Annotated in this window: 16 protein-coding genes and 1 pseudogene; 7 read left to right on the forward strand and 10 right to left on the reverse strand. The window is 66.3% G+C overall.

What is annotated here, in order from left to right:
- Nucleotides 1–459: pseudogene (locus tag WA983_RS09270) on the forward strand (aldehyde dehydrogenase (NADP(+))); the annotation flags it as partial.
- 22 nt (nt 460–481) lie between these two features.
- Here WA983_RS09270 and WA983_RS09275 read toward each other — a convergent pair.
- Nucleotides 482–2998: a YbcC family protein gene (locus tag WA983_RS09275; RefSeq protein ID WP_424311942.1), complete on the reverse strand. Its 2517-nt coding sequence runs from the start codon at nt 2996–2998 to the stop codon at nt 482–484.
- On the reverse strand, nt 2995–4596 hold the full coding sequence (locus WA983_RS09280) for an NADH-quinone oxidoreductase subunit L (RefSeq protein WP_424250588.1): 1602 nt from the start codon (nt 4594–4596) through the stop codon (nt 2995–2997). The genes WA983_RS09275 and WA983_RS09280 overlap by 4 nt, the downstream gene beginning before the upstream one ends.
- Nucleotides 4597–4756: 160 nt before the next feature.
- On the opposite strand from WA983_RS09280, the gene WA983_RS09285 reads away from it, so the two are divergent.
- On the forward strand, nt 4757–5713 hold the full coding sequence (locus tag WA983_RS09285; protein ID WP_424250590.1) for a LysR family transcriptional regulator: 957 nt from the start codon (nt 4757–4759) through the stop codon (nt 5711–5713).
- Nucleotides 5695–6333: a carbonic anhydrase gene (locus tag WA983_RS09290; protein ID WP_424250592.1), complete on the forward strand. Its 639-nt coding sequence runs from the start codon at nt 5695–5697 to the stop codon at nt 6331–6333. The genes WA983_RS09285 and WA983_RS09290 overlap by 19 nt, the downstream gene beginning before the upstream one ends.
- On the opposite strand, the gene WA983_RS09295 is transcribed toward WA983_RS09290, so the two are convergent.
- The 4 genes from WA983_RS09295 to WA983_RS09310 all read right to left on the reverse strand — a co-directional run bounded on the left by WA983_RS09295 (nt 6318) and on the right by WA983_RS09310 (nt 12467).
- Nucleotides 6318–6917: an NUDIX domain-containing protein gene (locus WA983_RS09295; RefSeq protein WP_424250594.1), complete on the reverse strand. Its 600-nt coding sequence runs from the start codon at nt 6915–6917 to the stop codon at nt 6318–6320. The genes WA983_RS09290 and WA983_RS09295 overlap by 16 nt on opposite strands.
- Nucleotides 6918–7017: 100 nt before the next feature.
- A complete protein-coding gene (locus WA983_RS09300) occupies nt 7018–7620 on the reverse strand; it encodes a 3'-5' exonuclease (RefSeq protein WP_424311943.1) in 603 nt (200 codons plus the stop codon).
- Between the two features lie 112 nt (nt 7621–7732).
- Nucleotides 7733–9688: a DUF294 nucleotidyltransferase-like domain-containing protein gene (locus tag WA983_RS09305; protein ID WP_424247342.1), complete on the reverse strand. Its 1956-nt coding sequence runs from the start codon at nt 9686–9688 to the stop codon at nt 7733–7735.
- 103 nt (nt 9689–9791) lie between these two features.
- Entirely contained in the window at nt 9792–12467 is a 2676-nt protein-coding gene (locus WA983_RS09310; protein WP_424311944.1) for a bifunctional diguanylate cyclase/phosphodiesterase, read from the reverse strand.
- Between the two features lie 226 nt (nt 12468–12693).
- Between WA983_RS09310 and WA983_RS09315 the strand changes: the two genes are divergently transcribed.
- The gene (locus tag WA983_RS09315) at nt 12694–13191 is read left to right on the forward strand and encodes a GAF domain-containing protein (protein ID WP_424247338.1); all 498 of its coding nucleotides are present in this window, start codon (nt 12694–12696) and stop codon (nt 13189–13191) included.
- Nucleotides 13192–13226: 35 nt separating this feature from the next.
- Here WA983_RS09315 and WA983_RS09320 read toward each other — a convergent pair whose 3' ends face one another.
- On the reverse strand, nt 13227–14348 hold the full coding sequence (locus WA983_RS09320) for a hypothetical protein (protein ID WP_424247337.1): 1122 nt from the start codon (nt 14346–14348) through the stop codon (nt 13227–13229).
- Between the two features lie 268 nt (nt 14349–14616).
- Between WA983_RS09320 and WA983_RS09325 the strand changes: the two genes are divergently transcribed.
- The 3 genes from WA983_RS09325 (at nt 14617) to WA983_RS09335 (ending at nt 18617) form a co-directional block, all read left to right on the forward strand.
- Nucleotides 14617–17082 (forward strand): ribonucleoside-diphosphate reductase subunit alpha, encoded by a 2466-nt coding sequence (locus WA983_RS09325; RefSeq protein ID WP_424247336.1) that lies wholly within the window; start codon nt 14617–14619, stop codon nt 17080–17082.
- A 142-nt stretch (nt 17083–17224) separates the two neighbouring features.
- Entirely contained in the window at nt 17225–18340 is a 1116-nt protein-coding gene (locus WA983_RS09330; protein ID WP_424247334.1) for a ribonucleotide-diphosphate reductase subunit beta, read from the forward strand.
- Nucleotides 18341–18386: 46 nt separating this feature from the next.
- Nucleotides 18387–18617, forward strand: coding sequence for a glutaredoxin family protein (locus WA983_RS09335; protein WP_424247332.1), 231 nt, complete (start codon nt 18387–18389; stop codon nt 18615–18617).
- 74 nt (nt 18618–18691) lie between these two features.
- Here the strand turns inward: WA983_RS09335 and phnX are convergent, their stop codons facing one another.
- The 3 genes from phnX to WA983_RS09350 form a co-directional block, all read right to left on the reverse strand.
- Nucleotides 18692–19528, reverse strand: a complete 837-nt coding sequence (phnX, locus tag WA983_RS09340; RefSeq protein ID WP_424249769.1) for a phosphonoacetaldehyde hydrolase — start codon at nt 19526–19528, stop codon at nt 18692–18694.
- A gap of 154 nt (nt 19529–19682) precedes the next feature.
- On the reverse strand, nt 19683–21203 hold the full coding sequence (locus WA983_RS09345) for a UxaA family hydrolase (protein WP_424249768.1): 1521 nt from the start codon (nt 21201–21203) through the stop codon (nt 19683–19685).
- A gap of 56 nt (nt 21204–21259) precedes the next feature.
- On the reverse strand, nt 21260–22015 hold the full coding sequence (locus WA983_RS09350) for a FadR/GntR family transcriptional regulator (protein ID WP_424249766.1): 756 nt from the start codon (nt 22013–22015) through the stop codon (nt 21260–21262).
- Nucleotides 22016–22129 lie beyond the last annotated feature (114 nt).

Genomic DNA, 22129 nt, shown 5'->3' on the forward strand with positions numbered 1-22129 from the left:
CCCTGCCAGGCCGGCCTGGCGGCGACCACGGCCCAGGCCTTCCTGAAGGACCCGGCCGGACTGGGCGCCGAGGTCTTCGGCGCCAGCGCCCTGATCGTGCGCTGCGCCTCGACTGACGAGTTCGCCACCGTCGCCCAGGCGCTGGAGGGCCAGTTGACCGCCACCCTGCATCTGCAGGCCGGCGCCGACGACGCGCTGGCGGCCAGGCTGCTGCCGGTCCTGGAGCTGAAGGCCGGCCGCATCCTGGCCAACGGCTTTCCGACCGGCGTCGAAGTGTGCGACGCCATGGTCCACGGCGGGCCGTTCCCCGCCACCTCCGACCCGCGCACGACCTCGGTGGGCACGCTGGCGATCACGCGCTTCCTGCGCCCCGTGTGCTATCAGGACATCGCCGACGGCCTGCTGCCGCCCGCACTGCAGGCGGACAACCCCTGGGGCATCCCCCGCGCGGAACGCTAGGACGCGCGCCGCGCGGGCGCGGTCAGACGTCGAGCGGCAGCCAGCGGCCGCGCTCGTAGCGCCGCAGACCGTCGCCCTCGTAGCGCCACAACAGCAGCCAGCCGTTGTCGCACAACTGGCCCAGCACGGCATGACGCGCGATGATGCCTTCGATCGAGGCAGCGGGCGCATCGATCACGACGGTCAGCCGCACAGGCTGGTGATACCAGTCCTCGCCATCATGCAAGGACTGCTGCGGCAGGCCGATGCGCAAGTCGCCGCCGTTGCCCTCGAACACTCCGACGTGCCCATCCACGACATTGTGCAGCACCTTGCTGCCCGCGCCGAAATGCACGGGATCGCAGGTGGAGGCGTGATACTGCCAGGAGAGCCAGTGGGTCACCACCATGGGGCCCATCATCAGCGCCTCGAGCACTTTGCCGTCCGCATCGAAACACGCATCGTAGTCGTGCAGATAGGCGCGGTCGAGCACCCGCCCCCTGCTGCGATCGCGTGGGCCGATGATGAATGCCGCATTGCGGGTAAGGCCCCACTCCGGCCGGGTCTGCGAGCCATCGTTGGCCCTGCGCCGGAAAGCCCTGAGCAAGTCCGCCGGCTCGAGATCGGCGTTCATCGACAGCTTCGGCGCGCGCTCGCGGCGAACGCGGTCGCCCGCCTGTGCGAAGGTCCGCTCCGTCTTTTCCCAACGCTCGCGCGCGGACTCCGGCAGGAGATCCAGGTCGAAACCGGTCACCTCGTCCGTGGTCGTATTGTGCAGGGCGCCCATGAAAACCGTACCGTCCGGAATATTCAGCCCATGCGCACGCAGCCCCTCCCGGACCTGCGGATCATTCAGCAAATGAGCCAGGGCGCGGGCATTGGCATCGCCGGGCCTGCCATGGCAGGCCCCGCAATCGAGTGTCGAAGCGTGCGCATTGTTGGTGCTGTGTCCCGCATGACCGCACAGGATCACCAGAGGCGCCAGACGATCGTCGAGACCCATCGCATGCAGGATGCCGGCGGCCAGTTCCACCCGCGCACCGGCATCCAGCCCGGTAATCATGGGCCGGCAGTGATCCGGGACAGCGGCGGGCATGCCGAGCCGATCCGCGGCCACGCGCGGCGTGGCTGGAGGACGGATCCACTGCACGATCTTGCCCAGATAGCCGATCCCGAAGGTCTCGACAAAGGAAAAGGTCGTGTTCGGCCACCGCACGACACCCAGCCATTGATCGATTCGGGCGAGCCGACGACGGCGGACCGCCACAGCCTGAGCCGATTGCACCTCATCGGCACGAGCCTGGCCCGGCGCCGTGACGACATCTTTCATTGCAACGCTCGGGTAGGCGACCCCGGGCAACTGCGGTCGGCGCACTTCGGTACCCAGCGGGTTGTAATGCACCGGGAGGCCAAAGAAACCCGCGAAGGCATGGGCTTCGATACCCGACCAGCATGCTTCCAGCGCGCGCCGCATGAGCTCACTGCGCGTATCGATGCAAAACACCGCCTGCACCTCCGGCGGCCGGGGTGTTTTGGCGGGTGCCGGTGAGCGCAAGGTGTGCGCGAACTCCCGCTGGAAACTGATTTCGAGCGCCCGTTGCCACACTTCATCGACCACCAGGGCCGCATCCGCTTCCGCGACGCGATGATCGAAATCCTGCCAGGCGGCGCCCAGTGCGGCGCGCGCGGATCGCCGCGCGGCGGGCGGCACGGTGCGGGCCAGCACGGCTTCCCAGGCGATCCGGCACGCCAGCAGATCGGACAGCCGGGGGTCCTCCTGTCCAGCCGGCACCTTCTGCCAGCCCACGTAGGCGCACCAGGCGGCCCATCCGTTGATCGAAAGCAGCAACGCCTCGAAATACGCCTGCCAGACTGGAGCCTCAAGCCGAAGTTCGCCCAGCGCCCAGCGCAGGGCATCTTCCGCTCTCGAGGGCATTTGCCGCATCTGCGCGATCAATCCCGGCAGCCCCATCCTCGAGCTCTGGCCATGATCTCCGATCATGCTTTCACGCCAGAAGCTGTAGAGCGAGGGGCTGCCCGAAGCACGCCAATCCGCCTGGTGACGATCAAAGTACGCGGCGCAAGCCTGGCTCAGCTGGAACACGATGGCCTCGCGCCAGGGCCAGCGCTGATTTTCCTGCGCGGCATCATCGAGCAGGTCGACCAGCAAGGGCTCGCGGCGTACCCTGGGCAACATGGACAATTCCGCGATACAGGGCTCCGCCGTGACATTGCACGCTTCGTGCGCAGCCTGAGCCCGCAGCGCCGCATCCAGATCCGCACGCGTGATGTGCCCGGCGGACCACTTCCGCCGGATGTAATCCCGCTGAGGGAACACGTGAAAGTCCCCCAGCACCGCCAGCCGCGCCGCCACCTGGCGGATCGGCCGATCGATCCGCCGCCAGTGGGGGTTGACCGCCACCGCCTGATCCAGCGGCCAGGCCGGCATGATGCGGGCGCAAGCACCCTGGACGGCATTTTTGAGGGCCCCGTCATACTGGATTTCAGTTGCCACAAAAGCCTCTTCCGATGACTCCGGGGTTGCGGGAATGGCGCTCATGATCCGGACTTCCCCCAGGCCGATTCACCCGGATTCCAGGCCTGATTCCGGGCCTCGGGCCCGGCGCCCGCCCAGCGGACGGGCCACAGCTTCAGCACCCAATAGGTATAGCCTTCGTCCATGTAGAAGCCCGAATACACCCAGCGGCGCAGCGTCACGACTGATTGCGGCCGGATCTGAAAGGCCACCATCGCGAGGTACATGGCGCTCATGCCCACCAGGGCGACAACGCCGGCGGGAGCCAGCGGATCGTTGGCAGCCCCGATCGGCGCATGATCGACGAGCACGGCGGCGAGGGTCAGAAACGAAGCCATGCCGAGCGCGGCGAGCACTCTCGCGGCGACGGCCCCGGAAGGATCGGCGCCGGCTTTCGGCACCCACAGGATCGGCGCCCAGGCAAGCGCCAGCACGGCGCTCCACCACCATGGCCAGGTCTCGTGTCCGACAGCCGCGCGCAGCAGGAACACGATCCCCAGGGCAACGGGCACGGCGACGATCATGCTGAGGCCCGAATTGCGAGCCTCTCCCGTCAGGAGCTTGCGTTCGCATTCCCCGACCGTGCTGGACGCATTGAGGAAGTTGTGCGCCTTGTACAAGGAGTGGCCGAGCAGATGCAGCGCCGCGAACAGGTACAGACCCAGGCCGCACTCCAGCAGCATGAAACCCATCTGCGCAATCGTGGACCAGGCCAGATGCACTTTCTGGCTGACGCGGGTCAGCAGAACCATGCCGGCCACCATCGCCGACACCAGTCCGAACACGACCAGCAACCAGCGGGCGGCGAGCGAAACACCCAGCAAGGGGGCGAACAGGACCAGCACATATCCCCCCAGATTCACGACCCCGGCATGCAGCAGCGCCGATACCGGCGTGGGGGCTTCCATCACCTGAGCCAGCCAGCCGTGAACCGGCATCAGCGCCGTGCGCGCGATGACCGCCAAAGCCAGGCAGACGCCGCTCCATGCCAGGGCTTCGGAGGCGTGACCCTCGGCAATGTGGGCCCACAGGACGGAGAAGGATCCGCTCCCCGTCTCGGACCACGCCAGCGCGGCGGCCACGATCAGCAGCAGGTCGGCCACGCGATCCGTCACGCGTTTCTTGTGTGCGGCGAGCAATGCGAAGGGCCGGTCGCCGTAGAAACACAGCAGAGGATGCATGGCGCCGCCGATGGCGGCCCAGGCGGCGATCAGGACAACCCAGTGGTTGGCCAGGAGCAGCAGATGCACGGCCGCCAGCACGGCCGTCAGCGCACCGATGTAGACCGGCTGCCGCGCTTCGCCCTTGAGGTGATTGGAAGAATAGACACCGATCGCGGTGCCCAGCAGTTGCACCAGCAGACTGACCCAGGCGCCGAACGTATTCACGGCCAGCCAGTCGCCCAGACCTGACTGGATGACGCCGGGCGCTTCGGAAACGGACAGCTGCGTCGCCAGCCCAAGCAACGCGCACACCAGCGCGGCGAATGTGAGCGCGTTGAATCGTTTCCATAGACGATCGACCGGTGCCTGGCTGCGCCATGACGATGCCGCGACCATCGCCATCAACACCACGGGCGCCAGCGCCAGCATGAAATTCAATTCATTCAAATGATGCAACACGGGAAACTCCCAGAAGTATCTTTCTGCGCCACACCAGCCACCCCGCGTCTTCTTTCACAGAGGCCATGGTCTGGCGCAAAAACGGTAACCGTATTCTTGAAGTTTTCGTATGTTCTGTAAATTACATTTATAATATTGAAAGGTTCTATAAAAAAGAACAATGGACATCAACCAGCTCAACTTCAAGCATCTGTTCTATTTCTGGCGCGTGGCCAAAGAGGGCTCTCTCACGCGCGCGGCCGAACAGATCCATACCTCCCAGTCCGCCCTTTCGACGCAGATCCGGCAACTGGAGAGCCGTCTTGGCATGCCTTTGTTCGATCGCCAAGGGCGTCATCTGGAACTCACGGCGACGGGCCAGCAGGTCTTCGCCTACGCCGAAAACATCTTCGCGCTGGGCGAACAGATGCTCGGGTGGCTCGATGGCCGGGATGAAGGCACGACCCGCGTCCGCGTAGGCAGCGTGGCGACCATGTCACGAAATTTTCAGGTCAACTGGCTGCGCCCGCTGCTGCGCGACCCGACCATCGTGCTTTCGGTGGATTCCGGGTCGCTGGAAACCCTCGTGGAACGGCTCCTGCGCCACCAGTTGGACGTCGTGCTCGCCAACGAGCCCGTGCCTTCCGATCCGACCCGCCCGACGTCCTCCCGATTCCTTGGCAGCCAGGTCATTTCCCTGGTTGGCCGGGCCGACCGCTGGGCGGGTACCGCACTGCGGGTGCCGGAAGACCTGGACGCCGTCGAAATGGCCATGCCCAGCGTGCGCCACAGCGTGCGCCTGCAATTCGATGCCCTGTGCTTTTCGGCCGGCGTCCAGCCCAGGCTGCGCGCCGAGGTCGACGACATGACCATGCTGCGTCTGATCGCACGCGACAGCGGCTGGATCACGGTACTGCCGGAAGTGGTCGTGCAGGATGAACTGCACTCGGGCGCACTGGTGCACGTCGGCGAATCCTCTCAGCTGACGGAACACTTCTATGCCATCATGGTCCGGCACGGCCATCTGGCGGGCCCGCTCGACCGGCTGCTGTCGCGCGAGACGGCCGGCGGCATCTTCACCGACGCATCCACCCCCATTCAACCCTCAAGGACCCCATCGTGTTCCCCCAACGACTGACTGACGGCTACCGCTCCTTCCTGCACGGCCGGCTCGCCACCGAACGTGCGCGCTACCTCGACCTGGCCGAACACGGCCAGCACCCCAACATCATGCTGATCAGTTGCGGAGACTCCCGCGTGGCGCCCGAAACCATTTTCGATGCGGGTCCAGGTGAAATGTTCGTGGTGCGCAACATCGCCGGCATCGTTCCGCCCTGCGACGAGGACCCCGAAACCGCCTTCCACGGCACCAGCGCCTGCGTGGAGTTCGGCGTCAACGCCTTGGAAGTCGGCCACATCGTCATCATGGGGCACGCCAGTTGCGGCGGCGTGGCCGCCTACGCCAACCAGGCCGCCCCCTTGTCCAAGCGCGATTTCATCGGCAAATGGATGTCCCAGATCAAACCCGTGGCCGACGCGGTCGGCCCCTGCACGGGCGAACGCGCCGACTGGCTGCGCCGGATGGAATGGGGCGTAGTGGAATACAGCATGCGCAACCTGCTGACCTTCCCCGCCGTGCGCGAGCGCGTCGAGGCCGGGCGGCTCGCCATCCACGGCGCGTATTTCGGCGTCGCCACGGGCGTGCTGTTCGTGCGCGACCCGCAGACCGGTCGCTTCGAGCCCTACGCCGAATCCTGATCCGGATTCCGCTGCCAATCAAGCGTCCATCGACCGCCGCGCACGTTCTGTAGCCACAGCAGGCAGGTCTGGGTCTTGGCGTCGGTGAGCGCGCCGTCGCGGCAGGCTTCGAACACGGCATCATCGGACAGCGTGCGGACATCCAGAAATTCGTCTGCGTCCAGATGCCGTTCGCCAAGGGTCAGGCCCCGGGCGAAGAAAACATGAATGATCTCGGTGGAATAGGCGATGGCCAGGTGCATGCCCCCGGCATGCGCCCATTCCGCCGCCGTGTACCCGGTTTCCTCGCGCAGTTCGCGCCGGGCGCAAAGCCAGGGGTCTTCGCCCGGTTCCAGCTTGCCGGCCGGAAACTCCGTCATGACGCGGCCCACAGGGTAGCGGAACTGCCGCTCGACCAGCACGTGGTGGTCGTCCAGCAGCGGGATCACCACCACCGCGCCCGGATGCACGATGTATTCGCGTGTCGAAACGCCGCCATCGGGCATGCGCACCGTGTCGCGGCGCGCCTTCAGGAAGCCGCCCTCGCACAGGGTCTCGCTATGCAGCAGGGTCTCGATCAGATGCGCGTCGGAAGTGTCGGTCATGGGGGGGCTGGGTCAGGAGGACGGGTTCGGGAGCGGCAACGCGGACGTCCCGCCGATGACGGGGCCGCACGGCCTTCATCATACGGCGCGGCGCGACGGATCAGAACACAGGCCCGCCCGCACCCATCCGATCGGCCCGCCAGGCGCGTGCCGCCGACTCCAGTGCGCCCCAGGTGCGCAGGCCCCGTTGTTGCGCGCGCCGCAGCACCACCAGGGCGATCTCTGCGGTCAGCAGGGCATCGGCGACCGCCGCATGCCGCGCGGACGCCGCCAGGCCGAAGACCGCGCCCCAGGCATCCAGGCCTGCATGCGGGCCAAGCTGCCTGGCCCGGTCCGGGAACAGCATCGGCGCCAGCACCGCCAGATCCAGCACCACGCCGTCCCAGCGGCGACTCAGGTGCGTCTTCAGCGCCTGGGTCAGCAGCGCGCGGTCGAAGCCGGCATGAAAGGCCAGCCAAACCGCATCGCCCGCGAAATCCAGCAGGCCCGCCAGGGCGTCCCGCGGCGCCGTCCCGCGTTCCAGGTCGGCCCGCGTCAGGCCGTGGAACAAGCGGCTGGCGAGCCCCAGCGGTCCCGGTGCGCGCACGATCCGGTCATACTGGCGGCCCAGCGGGATCGCCAGATCCTCGATGCGGACCGCGCCGATGGACAGGATGCGGTCCCGCCGGATATCCAGGCCGCTGGCCTCCAGGTCGAAAACCACGGCTGGATGACTGCGGAAATCCCGGGCGCGCCATGCTTCGCGTCTCAGCCACATCGCCGGCCTCGCGGGGACGGTACGGCCGCGCCGTCCCCCGTGGACGTGGGCGCGCGGCTCATAGGCGATAGCTGTAGCGCAGCAGCTTCTGCAGGTCGGCGGCCTGGCGCAGGGCCTCGCGCATGATGCGCCGGTCCAGGGCATTGAGCGAGCCCGGCAGGATGTGGTTGGACGCGGGCTCGCCCGCATGGGCCTGCGCCTGGTGCTGTCGCAGGCGCAGCAACTGCAGGTAACGGTAGGATTCGACATAGGCGCCGACGTCGCGCTCGCTCAGCACGCCGCGCTCGGCCAGCGCCCGCAGGCGTCCCTCCGTGGAGGTCTCGACGATGCCGCTGGCCAGGGCGAAAACCCGGGCGGCATCCACGAAAGGCGTCAACGCCTGCGCCTTCAGGTCGAAACCCGAGGAACCCGCTCTCCAGGCGCCGCCCGCGATCTCGAACAGACCGCCGGACGGCGGCTGGTTGCGCAAGGCCGTCTCGGCCAGCATCCGCTGGAACTGGGGCGAATCGGCCACCTGCTCCATCAGGAACCGGCGCAGCGCCTCGAATCCATTGTCCTCGCCCCACAGCAACCGCAGGTCGAAACAGATGACCGCCTGAAGCAAATGCTCCGGCGTGGGCCGCCGGACGATGTCGGCGAACCAGCGTTCCCATTCCAGCGCCGAGAGCCGCAGGGCCGGATTGCCGGCCATGACATTGCCCCGGCACAGCGGCAGGCCGCAACGGTCCAGCCCCTGGTTGACCGTCTCGGCCAGCGGCCGCAGCGCCTCGCGCCGTTCGCGCGCCTCGGCGTCGGTCGCCGCCTGAAACAGCATGCCGTTGTCCTGATCCGTCAGCAAGGTCTGTTCGCGCCGGCCCTCGCTGCCGAAGGCCAGCCAGGCGAACGGCACGCCGGGATCGCCCACGTCCCGCAAGGCCAGCTCGATCACGCGATGCGTGACGTGGTCGTTCATCTGGGCGATCAGGCGCAGCACCTGCAGGGCATCGACGCCGTGCGCCAGCATGCCTGAGACCGTCCTGGCCAGGTCCGTGCGCAAGCCGGCCAGGGTCCCGACGTCTTCGGCCTGGCGCATGGCCCGCGCCAGATGCACGACGCCGATCCGCTGCAACGCGAACAGATCACGCTCGGACACCACGCCGACCAGGGCGCCGTCCTTCATGATGCACAGGTGTCCGATGCGGCGATGCGCCATCAGCAAGGTTGCCTCGAAGGCCGTGGCCTCGGGCGGCAGGCACACCGGCTCACGCGTCATGAAGGTCCCGATCGGCGCGTCCAGCCGGACCGACGCGCCCGCCACCTCGCGGCGCAGGTCGCGCAGGGTGAAGACCCCCACGGGACGGCGTTGTGCGTCCGTGATGACGATGCTGCCCACCCGGCGCTCGTGCATCCGCTGCACGGCCTGGGACAGCGGCATATCCGGCGCGCAGGCCACCGGGTCGCGTGCCATGATCGCCGCCAGCGCCTGATCGAAGACATAGCCCTCTGCCTGGACCACTGCGGCTTCCTGCCGCGTGCGCTGATGCAGCCGCCCCAGCAGGCTGCCCGCCCCCTGCAAGGCGAAGGCGCGAAAGGGTTCGGACCATTCCAGGGTCTCGATGAAATCGGCCCGGCTCACCTGCAGGCAGAACGTATCCTGCAGGGCGCGATAGCGTGTACGGGTGGGCCGGTGTTCCAGCAGGGCAGCCACCGGAAAGGCGTCGGCCGGCCCCAGGACGAACCCGCCGGCCGGTTCTTCACCGGAGGGCGGCGTCGCCGACGCGCCGGCCTCGACGTCGGCACGACACCCCTGGACCGCGCCCTGGCGGATCAGGTACCACGCCTCGGCAGGCCCGCCGTCGGGGGCGGTGATCTCCTGCCCGGCCTCGAAAAACCGCAGCCGCATTCGCTCGACCAGCCGGCGCACGTGCGCCGGCTCCATCTGGTCGAAGGGCGGATATTCCTGCAGGAACCGCATCAGCCCCTGCACGTTCTGGTTCACGGCATCCCGATCCGCCGCATCCGGTCTGTCCAGCATGGAAACGCCCTCCCGCCTATCATGAATATCTGATTCATAGCACGTTTCCCGGCGGCGCCTGTGGGCCGGGATCAATGAGCCTCAAGCCGACGGCGCACGGCGATCAGCGATCGCGCAGCCAGGCTGCGGCGCTGGTCTCGGTCGCGGGACGGCCGATGAAATACCCCTGGCCGACGTCGCAGCCCATGTCCCACAGCAGGTCCAGCGTTTCCCGCGTCTCGATGCCCTCGGCGATCACCTGCAAGCCCAGGGTATGGCTCATCTCGATGATGGAGCGCACGATGGCGCGCATGTCGGCGTCGGCGGCCATGCCCGCCACGAAGGACTGATCGATCTTCAAGGCGTCGACGGGCAGCCGGTGCAGATAGGCAAACGAGGAATAGCCGGTGCCGAAATCGTCGATCGACAGCCGCACCCCCAGGGCATGCAGCGCATGCAGACTGTCCAGCGCCCGGACCGGGTCGGCCATGATGGCGCTCTCCGTGACTTCGAGTTCCAGCAGCCCGGGCGCCAGCCCATGCCGCCGCAGCGCATCCAGGACCTGACGGGGGAACGCCCCGTCCAGCAGATTCCGGGCAGATACGTTCACCGCTATGCCCACCCCGGGATGGATGGCCTGCAGCCGGACGCAGCAGGCCACGGCCTGATCGACGACCCAGAGCGTAAAGGGATGGATCAGATCGCTGACCTCGATCACCGGGATGAAGCGGCCCGGTGGAATCAGGCCCTGCTCGGGATGCTGCCAGCGAACCAGCGCCTCGAAGCCCATCGGCGCGCCCCGGGCCTGGGCGCCACCGTTCAAGAAAATCTTGGGTTGCAGATGCAGCAGGAACTGGCCCTGCGCCAACGCCGCGCGCAGTTCGCCCCGCAACAGCAGGTGATCGTGGACGCTGACGCTGTCCTGAGGATTGAACACGGCGATCCCCAGGCCGTCGCGCTTGGCACGGCGCATCGCGGTGTCGGCGCAGCGGACCAGTTCATCGGGGGCACGAGCGTGTCCGGGATGGAGGGCCAGGCCGAAGCTGCAACTGATGCGGACCTGCAGTTCGTTCAGCGCGAACGGTTCGCGCAGCGCCGACAGCAGGACGAGCACCTTCGCCCGGGCCTGATCTTCGTTCCCCGTGTTCAACAGGAAAGCGAATTCGTCGCTGCCTAGCCGGGCCAGGGCGCACGACGTATCCAGCAAGCCACTGAGCCGCTGCGCAACCGCCTGGAGCAGGCGGTCTCCCGCTTCGTGCCCCAGCGCCACGTTGACTTCCTTGAAGCCATCCAGATTGGACATGACCAAAGTCCAGGGCATCTCGGGGGCCTGCTCGGCGCACGCTTGCAGGCGCCGCAGAATCTCGCCCCGGTTCAGCAGCCCCGTCAGGGGATCGTGTGCGGCCTGGTAGGCCAGCGCCCGCTGCTGCGCCCGACGCTCGCTGATGTCCAGGAAGGTCACCAGACAGAATTCCAGCCGGCCGTCCTGCAAGATCGGATAGGACCAGTACTCGACCGGGAAACAGGTGCCGTCGCGACGCCACAGGACCTCGTCGTCCACATGGACTCCCTGCCCCTGCTCAAGCGCCTGGCGCATGCGGCATTCTTCGAGGGGATAGTGACGGCCGTCCTCGTGCTGGTAGTGAATCAGCGTGTGGAAGTGCTGTCCCACCAACTGGTCGGGATGGTCGTAGCCCAGCAGGTGCGCACACGCCTGATTGGCAAAGATGCAGCAGCCCGTCGCATCCAGCCCATAGATGGCTTCGGCCGTGACGTCCATCAACTGGCTGATCAGACGCTCGCGCTCCCGCAACCCGCGGCTCAGCATCTCGCGCTCGGTCAGATCCCGCACGGTCGCCCACTGCATCAGATTCCAGGCCACCAGCACCGCCACGCACAGCAGCAGTGCAATGAAGAACACCCCGACCCACAGGGCATGGCGCGCCTCGGCGTAGAGCGCCGACTCGGGCACCTCGTAGCGCACGGACAGACCATGCGGATCTTCCCTGTGCCCCGCCGTCATGGACAGAACGGCCCAGCGCTGGCCGGCTGCGTCAAGGTACGAGTGGCGCGTCAGCCCGGCCTCGGCCGAGGGGTGCGGTTCCAGTTGCTCCCCCTGGCGGCCGGCATCGTCGGGGATGCGTTGCAGCACGCGCCCATCGCGATCCAGAACCCACAGGCGCCCTTCGGGCAGCAAATCGGGGATGACTGCACCAGCCAGCAGATGGCCCAGGTTCATGGCCCCGAAAACCACGCCACCGTTGATCCCGGAATCCCCCGGCACACGCACCGCCAGGACCACCGTCGGCAGACGGCTCATCCGCCCGACGACGAAGCCGCCCAGCGTGACCTCGGCCTGCTCGATGGCTTTTTTGAAAAACTCCCGATCACCCAGGTAGACGCCCTTGGGGTCCGGGTCGGGCAGGCCCGAACAGACCTGATAGCCGTTGGCGTCGGCCACGCCCAGGTTCAGATAGCGCGGCAAGCGTCCCAACAGGGACGCCAGATACCCACGGCATTCCCCCCAGCGTTCCTGACGCAGGATGGGTGAATTCGACAGGGTGTGGAGTACGTCGCTGGCATCATTGATCAACGTCTGATCGTAGGCCGCTGTCATGCTGACCAGATTTTCGGCCGCGCGCTCGTTTTCGCTCACCAGACTTTGATACTGATACCAGACGTAGTAGCTCAGGCCGCCAAGAATCGGCACGATGGCCGCCAGGATCGCCAGGAACAGGCGGGCCCGAAGGCTGTCGAGCAATCTCGCGTGAAAAAGACCCGTGTCGCGAGTATCAGACAAGCAGCGCCTCCCTTGCGTGTCATGTCTGGCACCAGGGGCAGTGCCGCCAGGGGAAAATATACACGGAACTGGCGGGAATCAATCCGCCGAGGATCGACCGACTTAGCCTGCCGCGCCGACGATCACGCCCGTTCGTCACGCCCGGGCGCCCATCTCCGGATCGACGAGCGGCCCGCTCTGCGCCCGCCCTACAATAGGGCCTTCCCCGCATTCCCCTGGAATCCTGATGTTCACCTTTGCCCCCCAGACCTACGCCAGCAAGGCGGAACACTACGCGGACCTGGTCACCCAGGCGCGCGGCCTGATCTCGGGGGAACCCGACCTGATCGCCAACGCGGCCAATTTCAGTGCCCTGGTGTTCGACAGTCTGCCGCAGTTGAACTGGGCGGGGTTCTACCTGTACGACGGCACGGAACTGGTGGTCGGCCCCTTCCAGGGCAAACCTGCCTGCATCCGCATCGCGCTCGGCTCCGGTGTCTGCGGCACGGCCGCCCAGACCCGCCAGACTCAGGTCGTGCGCGACGTCAACGCGTTCGCGGGACACATTCCCTGCGACTCGGCCTCACAATCGGAAATCGTCGTGCCGCTGGTGCGCGCGGACGGCTCGCTGCTGGGCGTCTGGGACGTCGACAGCCCCACCCTGGGCCGCTTCGACGAAGACGATCGGCGCGGGATGGAAGCCCTGTGCCGGGTCTTCATGAACCATCTCAACGGCCAGGGCTGAAGCGATCTTCTGCGGAATCCACACGCTCGACCGGCCTAGTCCAGCGGCAGGGAAAAGCGTGCCCCCAAGCCGTAGTCTCCGGAAGTCAGGTTGCGGTTCGTCTCCAGCCGCACCCGCAGATAGGGGCCGTAACGGAAGCCGTGGACCAGGCCGACCCGTTCGTCCAGCCCACCCCCGGCCTCCACCCGCCGCTCGAACGAACCGCTGAACGAGCCCCAGCGGCCCGCCGCCAGATCCATCTGCCACTGGTTGCTGACGCAGTCGCAACCCGCGTCGCCACCGTACGTGGCCAGGTCGGCATAGCCCGGCCCCTGACGCGCATTCACCCAGGACAGATCCAGGCCCGGCACCAGGCCCAGGGTATAGCCCAGATGGCGGCGCCAGCCCTCGGCCAGCGTCTGGCGTGACCGGGACGCCCCGAACTGCCAGGCGCCCGCCTCGCCCATGGCGTACTCGCCGCCCAAGCCCAGCGCCGTCATATCCTGGGCGCTTTGCAGCCGCGAACCCAGGGTCAGATCACGGTCCAGCGCGTACCGCGTGGCGGCATCGAACGCCATCGGGCCATACGCCAGATCGCCCGCGGCGGCCGCGCGGCCGGCCGAACCGTCCAGGGCGCCGGCCGCCACGGCATAGTCCCAGGAACCGGCCTGCAAGCGTCCCGAAGGCACGGACCGGGACAGGCCCACCCCCGCCAGACGCACGGACCGACCCCAGGCCGGCGCGCCCGACGCCGTATTGCCCAGTGTCACGCGATATCCGGCAGAACTGCGGTAGCGCCAGTTGCGCGCCCCCAGAGACCAGGTATCCAGACCCCCGGAGGCCAGCGGGCCGAGTCCGCGCGGCCCGGCAACCGCATCGGCCGGCCCGCCGAACCAGCGCAAGCGGGTCCCGTCCGGGCGGTATCCATAGCCCACCATGGCACCGTCCTGGAACAGCGGGTCGTAGCGAATGCCAGGGGACGGGTCCGGACCGGACACGGCGGCACCCGCGTCCGGCGGCACGTCAGAGGCGACGTCGCGGGGCACGTCAGGGACGGCGTAGCGTTGAGGGGCCAGGTCGATGAGCGCCGGATCGGCCACCTGCCAGGTCTGGGCCGGTACGGGACCGGCGACGCCCAGCAGGGCCGACGCGGCCAGAAACCGGACGATTCGATTCATGAGATGTCACACGGGGTGCCCGGGCAGGCCGTACGGGCGGGCTCAGGCGATGAAATCCGGGGATCGCGCGGCGCCAAAAACCCGCCGCGAAGCCTCTAGGGTGGTCCAGGGTATCACGACCCGGAGGCCTCTGAAACCCTCAAAATGTTTCAACGGGGAAAATTGAAACCGGGCTTGATCACACCATATATTGTGTTTATGATTTTGAACTGCACTACATGTAGAAAACAAAATAATTTCAAAGCATTCTCCCCAAGGACAGCCTGCTGTGATCAAAAACATCGTCAAGCGCGACGGGCGCATCGAACCCTATATCCCCAGCAAGCTCAACGGCTGGGGACGCTGGGCCGCCGCCAATCTGGGCCAGAAGGTCGACTGGAGCAGCATCGTCCTGCAAGCCGTCAGCACCATGCCCGAAACGGTGTCGACCGCCGATCTGCAGGAAAAACTGATCCAGAACTGCCTGGACAAGGACACCTGGTCCTACTACCTGATGGCCGGCCGGCTGTACGCGTCCCACCTGCACAAGATCATCCACGGCCCGGGCATCCCCACCGTCAAGGCGCTGCACGAGCGCATGATCGCCGACGGGGTGATGGTGCGCATGCACTACTCCGACGCCGAGTACGCCGAGATCGAGTCCTTCATCAACCACGAGCAGGACTACGACACGCCGCACTTCTCGCTGCACTACATCCGCAAGAAATACAGCCTGCAGAACCGCGTCACCCGCCAGGAATACGAAACCCAGCAGTTCGTCTACATGCGCATGGCCATGGCCTTGTCGGAAAACGAGCCTGCCGAGCGCCGGATCGACCTGGTGCGGCGCTTCTACACCGAATTCTCCGCCAAGCGGATCTCGGCGCCCACGCCCAACTACGTCAACCTGGGCACCAAACTGCGCGGCTTTGCTTCGTGCTGCCTGTACGTGGTGGACGACAACGAAGCGTCCCTGGCCATCGGCGACCACATCGCCTACCGCATGACGGCGGCATCGGCCGGCATCGGCAGCCACCTGATCACCCGCAGCAAGGGCGATCCGGTGCGTGGCGGCCTGATCCAGCACCAGGGCAAGCTGCCCTACCTGGCCTCCCTGGGCAAGGCGGTCCACGCCAACATGCAGGCCGGACGCGGCGGCGCCTGCACCACCTACTATTCCGGCTTCGACCCCGAAGCCGAGGTCATCGCCTACCTGCGCAACCCGCGCAGCACCGAGGACCGCAAGAACCGCGACCTGCACTACGCGCTGGTCACCAATAAACTGTTCGCCGAAAAGGCCGCCCGCAACGAGGAAGCCTTCTCGTTCAACGTACGCACCGCGCCTGAGCTCACCCGGCTGTTCTTCGGCCCCGACTCGGCCGCCTTCAAGCGCGAATACGAACGCCTGGAGCGCGACCCGTCCTTCAAGAAGGAAACCTTCAAGCCGCGCGACCTGATCCTGACCTCGCTGAACGAGGCGCTGGAAACCGGCGTGGCCTACCTGGCCAACATCGACGAGATGAACCGCCACACGCCCTTCAAGGAACCCATCCACTCCAGCAATCTGTGCCTGGAAATCAGCGAGCCCAACCGTCCCTACCAGGACATGCAGGACCTGTATTCCAACCAGGAAGTGGGCCTGATCACGGTCGAACTGGCCGACGGCACGACGCAGTCCTTCAATTTCAACGCCGCGCTGACCGTCGCGGTCGCCGACTCCACCCTGCCGCGCGTCATCTTCGCGGGCGAGCTGAAGGCGGGCGACGACATCCTGTCCGACGAACCGGGCAAGGGCGGCCGGGTCACCCGCGTGGTCGAGATCCACGAAGAGCCCGAAATTGCCCTGTGCTCTCTGGGGGCCATCGCCTATGACGCCATCGGCGAGGCCGATGACGAGACCTACCAGGAAGCGATGTACCTGACGTTGAAGATGATCGATTACTGCATCCTCAACTCGCACTACGTGCTGCCCCACGTGGCCGTGACCGCCAAGGCGCGCATGAACGCCGGCGTGGGCCTGATGGGCGTGGCCACCCACATGGCCCGCAAGGGTCTGCGCTACGACACCGCCGAGGGCCGCGAAGAACTGCACCGCATCGCCGAACGTCACATGTACCACGCCATCCGGGCCTCGCTGCGCATCAGCAAGGAACGCGGCGTCGCGCCCTGGATGCACAAGACCCGCTGGCCCGACGGCTGGCTGCCGATCGACACCTACAACCGCAACGTCGACGAACTGGGCGACTTCCAGAACCGCTACGACTGGGAAGCCCTGCGCACCGAAATCATGCAGAACGGCGGCATCGGCCATTCCTGCCTGGTCGCGTACATGCCGGGCGAATCGTCCTCCAAGGCGCTGGGCAAGCCCAATTCGCTCTATCCCGTGCGTGACATCACGCTGAACAAGACCGACGGGTCGGTCACGATCCGCTGGGCCGCGCCCGACAGCGACAACCCGTCCTACTTCTACCAGTCGGCCTGGGATATTTCCGAAGTCGACATGATCAAGGCCTACGCGGTGTTCCAGAAGTTCACCGACCAGGGGATCTCGGCCGACCTGTGGCGCCGCATCAAGGACGACGACAAGGTCTCCAGCCGGGAACTGCTGACCCACTACTTCGCCATGGTGAAGTACGGCATGAAGACCCGTTACTACTACAACTCGAACGTGGCGTCGGACAAGACGCTGGACAACGCCGGCAGTATCCACGACCACATCGAGGACAAGATCGTCTGCGAAAGCTGCACCATGTAAGGCTGCAGGCCCCACCAGGCCCGCTACCGGTCCGTTTCAAGCCCGCTGACCCGGGCTGTTGACCGCTACACCTCGTTGACATGCATCCCCGGCCCCGGACCCCTGTTCCGGGGTCTTCGACCGCCTACGGCACGAACCGAAAATGACCCAAACTCTGCCCACCAAGATCTTCAACACCGAAAAGTCCGACTACGCCTTCCCGGAAATCATTCTGGGCCAGGACCTGGGCCTGTTCGACACGATCAACAAGTTCTATCCCGAAATCTGGAAGCTCTACAAGACGCTGAAGAACCAGGACTGGGACGAGAACGAGTTCGACTACTCGACCTGCAACGTGCAGTTCAAGACCTGCGACCGTCACACCTACGACATGATGGTCAAGACCCTGGCCTGGCAATGGGAGGCCGACAGCGTCGCCTCGCGCTCCATCGCCGCCGTGCTGGCCCCGGTCTGCACCAGCAGCGAAGCCTGGTCCGGCTGGGTGGAAATCACCAAGAACGAGATCGTCCACGCCGCCACCTATTCCGAAATCGTCCGCAACAGCTTCGACAACCCGGACGACATCCTCAACGAGATCCTGTCGGTCAAGGAGGCCATGAGCCGCCTGCACGTGGTCAGCGCAGTCTTCAACCAGGCCTTCGAAGTCAGCTATGACTACGCCCGCGGCCAGCGCGAGAACGATCAGGAAACCTATAACGCCATCTACCTGTTCATCGTCGCGCTCCTGTGCATGGAACGCATCCAGTTCCTGGCCTCGTTCGCCGTCACCTTCGGCATCTGCGATGGCACGGGCCTGTTCCAGCCCATCGGCAAGGCGGTCCAGAAGATCGCCCAGGACGAATTCGAAGTCCACGTCCAGTACGGCAAGGAAGTCCTGCGCGCAATGTTCAAGACCGAGCGCGGCCGGACTGCCTTTGAACAGTGCCGTGGCAAGATCGTCCAGATCCTCGACGAAGTCACCGCCAGCGAGGTCGAATGGACCGACTACGCCTTCTCCGAAGGCCGCGAGCTGACCGGCGTCACCTGCCAGATGATGAAGGACTGGGTCCATTACAGCGCCACCGACGTGGCCCGGTTCTTCAGCGTCCAGGACGACGTCAACTTCCCGATCGTCACCGAGAATCCCCTGAAATACATGGAAAGCTGGCTGAACATGGGCAAGGTCCAGGCCTCCAACCAGGAAGAAGACACGGCCCAGTACAAGGTCGGCGTGATGAAGCGCGACGACGAGAACGAAGTGTTCGACGTAGATTTCTGAACCCGCATCCCCTGATAAAACCTCTATCGACAAAAAAGGATCCGCTATGTCCATCACCGTCTATTCGAAGCCCAACTGCCCGCAATGCGACCTCACCAAGCGCGACATGGACATTCTGGGCATCGAGTACGAAATCGTGGACCTGACCCAGCGCCAGGACCAACTCGAACGCCTGATCGGCCTGGGCCACCGCAGCGCGCCCGTGGTCGAGACCGCACGCGAAACCTGGTCGGGCTACGACCAGGAAAAGATCAAGGGTCTGGTGTCTTACGCCTGAACGGACGGCGGGCCGCGACTACCGGCCCACCGTGCACCACCCGGCCCCGTCCTCAAGGACGGGGTTTGTGTTTTTCAAGGCCGCTCGCCGCATCCCCGCCGCACTTCGATGCGCTCGAGGGCGGCCGGCAGGTCGGCCACGGTGCGGATCACCTCGTGTGCGCCGGCCGCGCGCAGTTTGTCCTCGGCCGGGCCGCAGCGGGCGTCCCGCTCGTCCGGCGTCAGCATGGACCATTCCTCCCAGCTCAGGCCGACCTCGTTGCCGGAGGCTGACAGGCCCACCGTCCACATGCCGGCGGACAGGCCCTCGGCAATGCCCGGCACCGTGTCGTCCACCTTGACGCAGGCCGCCACGTCGCGGCTGCCCAGTTCGATCATATTGGCCAAGGCCATCCAGGGGCCGGGCCGGCCGCCGGCCTTCAGGTCGTCCGAGGCGATCACGCAATCCGGCGCATAGCCGGCCGCCGCCGCCATCGGCACCAGCGCATCCATCACCACGCGAGGATAGCCGGAGCACGAGCCAATGCGGATCCCGCGTCCGCGCAGGGTTTCCACCGCTCGCAGGGCGCCCGGGATCAGGGCTGAATAGCGGCCGACGCGCGCCACCTGCAACGGCATGAAGGTCTGGTACACCGTATCCACGTCCTCGCGGCTCATGTCGCGCCCATGACGCTCGCGCCAGCGGGCGGCGATCGCCGGTATCCGGCCCAGCGCCTGGATGTGATCCCATTTGGCCAGTCCCATGGGGCCACGCGCCTCGTCCAGGGTGATCGCCACGCCCGCCTCGGCAAAGGCATCGACCAGGACCTGGGTCGGCGCGAAGGAGCCGAAATCGACGATGGTGCCGGCCCAGTCGAAAATCACGGTATCGAGGGCGCCGGCGGGCCGGCGGGTCGAGGAGAAGTCGTTCATGGAAAGCCTTGCGGTCATGATTGATAGAAGGGTTCTTCCAGCCAGGCCAGTTCGGCCAGCACGGCCCGGACGGCTTCATCAAAACGATATCGGGCGCAACGCCGTCGAACAGGACCGGCGCATGAAGGCCCGGGGGCCGCCCGCCCCCGGAGCATCAGACCGTGGCCCCGATCTGCCAGGGCGCGAACTCGTTCTGGCCGTACCCGTAGAGTTCGCTCTTGGTGCGCGTGCCGGAGGCGGCTTCCAGGATCAGGCGGTAGATCTTCTCGCCCAGCCCGTCGATCGTGTCCTGTCCGGTGACGATCGTCCCGCAATTCAGGTCGATGTCCTCGCTCTGCCGCTCCCAACAGGCATTGTTGGTGCTGAGCTTGAGCGAAGGCGCCGGCATGCAGCCGTAGGCCGACCCCCGGCCGGTCGTGAAACAGATCAGGTTGGCACCCGAAGCCACCTGCCCGGTAGCCGATACCGGATCGAAGCCCGGCGAATCCATGAAGACGAGCCCCTGGGTGCGGACCGGCTCGGCGTAGCACAGCACGTCGTTCAGGTTCGTCGTCCCCGCCTTGGCCACCGCACCCAGGGATTTTTCCAGGATGGTCGTCAGCCCGCCCGCCTTGTTGCCCGCCGACGGATTGTTGTTCATCTCGGCATGGTTGCGCGCGCAATAGTCTTGCCACCACTCGATGCGCGCGACCAGCTTTGCGCCGACCTCGGGACTGACGGCCCGCTGGGTCAACAGGTGCTCGGCGCCGTAAATTTCCGGGGTTTCGGACAGGATGGCCGTGCCTCCGGCCCCCACCAGCCGGTCCACCGCAGCCCCCAGGGCCGGATTGGCCGTGATGCCCGAATAGCCGTCCGAACCGCCGCACTGCAGGCCGATCACCAGATGCGCGGCGGACACGGGCTCCCGCTGGACCGCGTTGGCGGCCGGCAGCATCTCGCGCACCTTGGCGATGCCCTGCGCCACGGCCTTGCCGGTGCCGCCGGCATCCTGGATGGAATAGGTATGCAATTGCGGGCCTTCATGCAATGCACCCGCCGTCATCACGCCGGAAATCTGGTTGGTCTCACAGCCCAGCCCGATCAGCAGGATGGAATGGAAATTGGCATGCCGCGCATAGCCGGCCAGGGTCCGGCGCAGGGTGTCGATGGCCTCGCCCTGCGAAGCCATGCCGCATCCCGTGGTATGCGTCAGCGCGACGACGCCGTCCACCTGGGGGTAGTCCTCCAGGGCCGCCGGATTGATGTCCCGGCGGAAATGATCGGCCACGGCCCGCGCCACGGTGGCGGAACAGTTCACCGTGGTCAGGATGCCGATGTAATTGCGCGTGGCCACCCGGCCGTCGGGGCGGCGCAAGCCCATGAACACATCCCGCTGCGGATCGACCGGCCAGTCCTTTTTCCGCCGGCAGAATTCATATTCGCGATGCAGATCGGCCATGTGCAGGTTATGGACGTGCACGTGCTGCCCGGCTTCGATATCACAACTGGCCATGCCGATGACCTGACCGTACCGGTAGACGGGGCTGCCGGCGGGGATGGCCCGCGCGGCCAGTTTGTGCCCGGCGGGCACCAGCCCCCGGACCTCGACATCCTGGGCCCGGTCGCCGGGCATGAGCTGCTCGGTGGCGATCAGGACGTTGTCCGCCTCGTTCAGACGGATGACATTTTTCTGCATAAGGGCCTCGCGGAAACAAGAGGCCGGGCATCACAGGCCCGGCCAGGACGACAGGGTCAGCCGATCATGGCCATCAGGCGGGCATGTGCCCGCACCAGATGCCGGTACATGGCGGCCTGGGCCTGGAGCGGGTCGCCGGCCGCCACGGCCTCGTAGATTTCCTGGTGTTCGCCGACGGCATCCAGCCAGACCGATTCGTTGTCGAACAGCCGATGCATGGAGCCGCCGATCGGGGTGTAGCGCTGGTCGAAGAGCTCTTCGAGCGTCTGGATCAGCAGGCGATTGCGGGTGGTCGAAGACAAGGTGACATGGAACAGGCGGTCGGCATTTGCCAGCGGCTCGTCCCCGGTGCGATCGCGCGTGCCGACCGCGCGGCGCATGGCCTCGACACTGGCGCCGAGCGTCTTGAGCTGCTCGCGGGTGATGAAACGCGCCGCGTGGGCGGCCACCCCGCCCTCCAGGAAATACCGGAGCTGGTTCACGTCCTGCGGACTATGGCCCATCGGCGAGACATCGTGATCGACATCCGCCGCCGGCGCGTCGGCGTCATCCTCTGCGGCGCCGGCCTGTTTCAGGTAAATGCCCGATCCGACCCGGATCTCGATCTCGCCCCGCAGTTCCAGCACGATCAGAGCCTCGCGCAGGCTGGGCCGGGAAATCTTGAGCTGCTGCGCGAGTTCGCGCTCCGAAGGCAGCCGCGCGCCCCCCGTGATGCCCATCCGGCGGATCTCGCGACGCAAGGCATCCGCCACCTGCATGTAGCCGCGCGTGCGATCCACGACATGAATCAAACCATCCGCCGCCTTTTCCATGGAGCCTCCCGTTGCCCGGCAAAGTCCGCCGATGGCTTATTTTATCTGGTCTGACCGGTCATACAAAAATCAGGGAAATCCATAACTGGTTTTACCGGTCAGTCCTTTTAGACT

Origin of the sequence: Castellaniella sp. (genome assembly GCF_049650445.1) — a bacterium.
Lineage (GTDB): Bacteria > Pseudomonadota > Gammaproteobacteria > Burkholderiales > Burkholderiaceae_B > Castellaniella.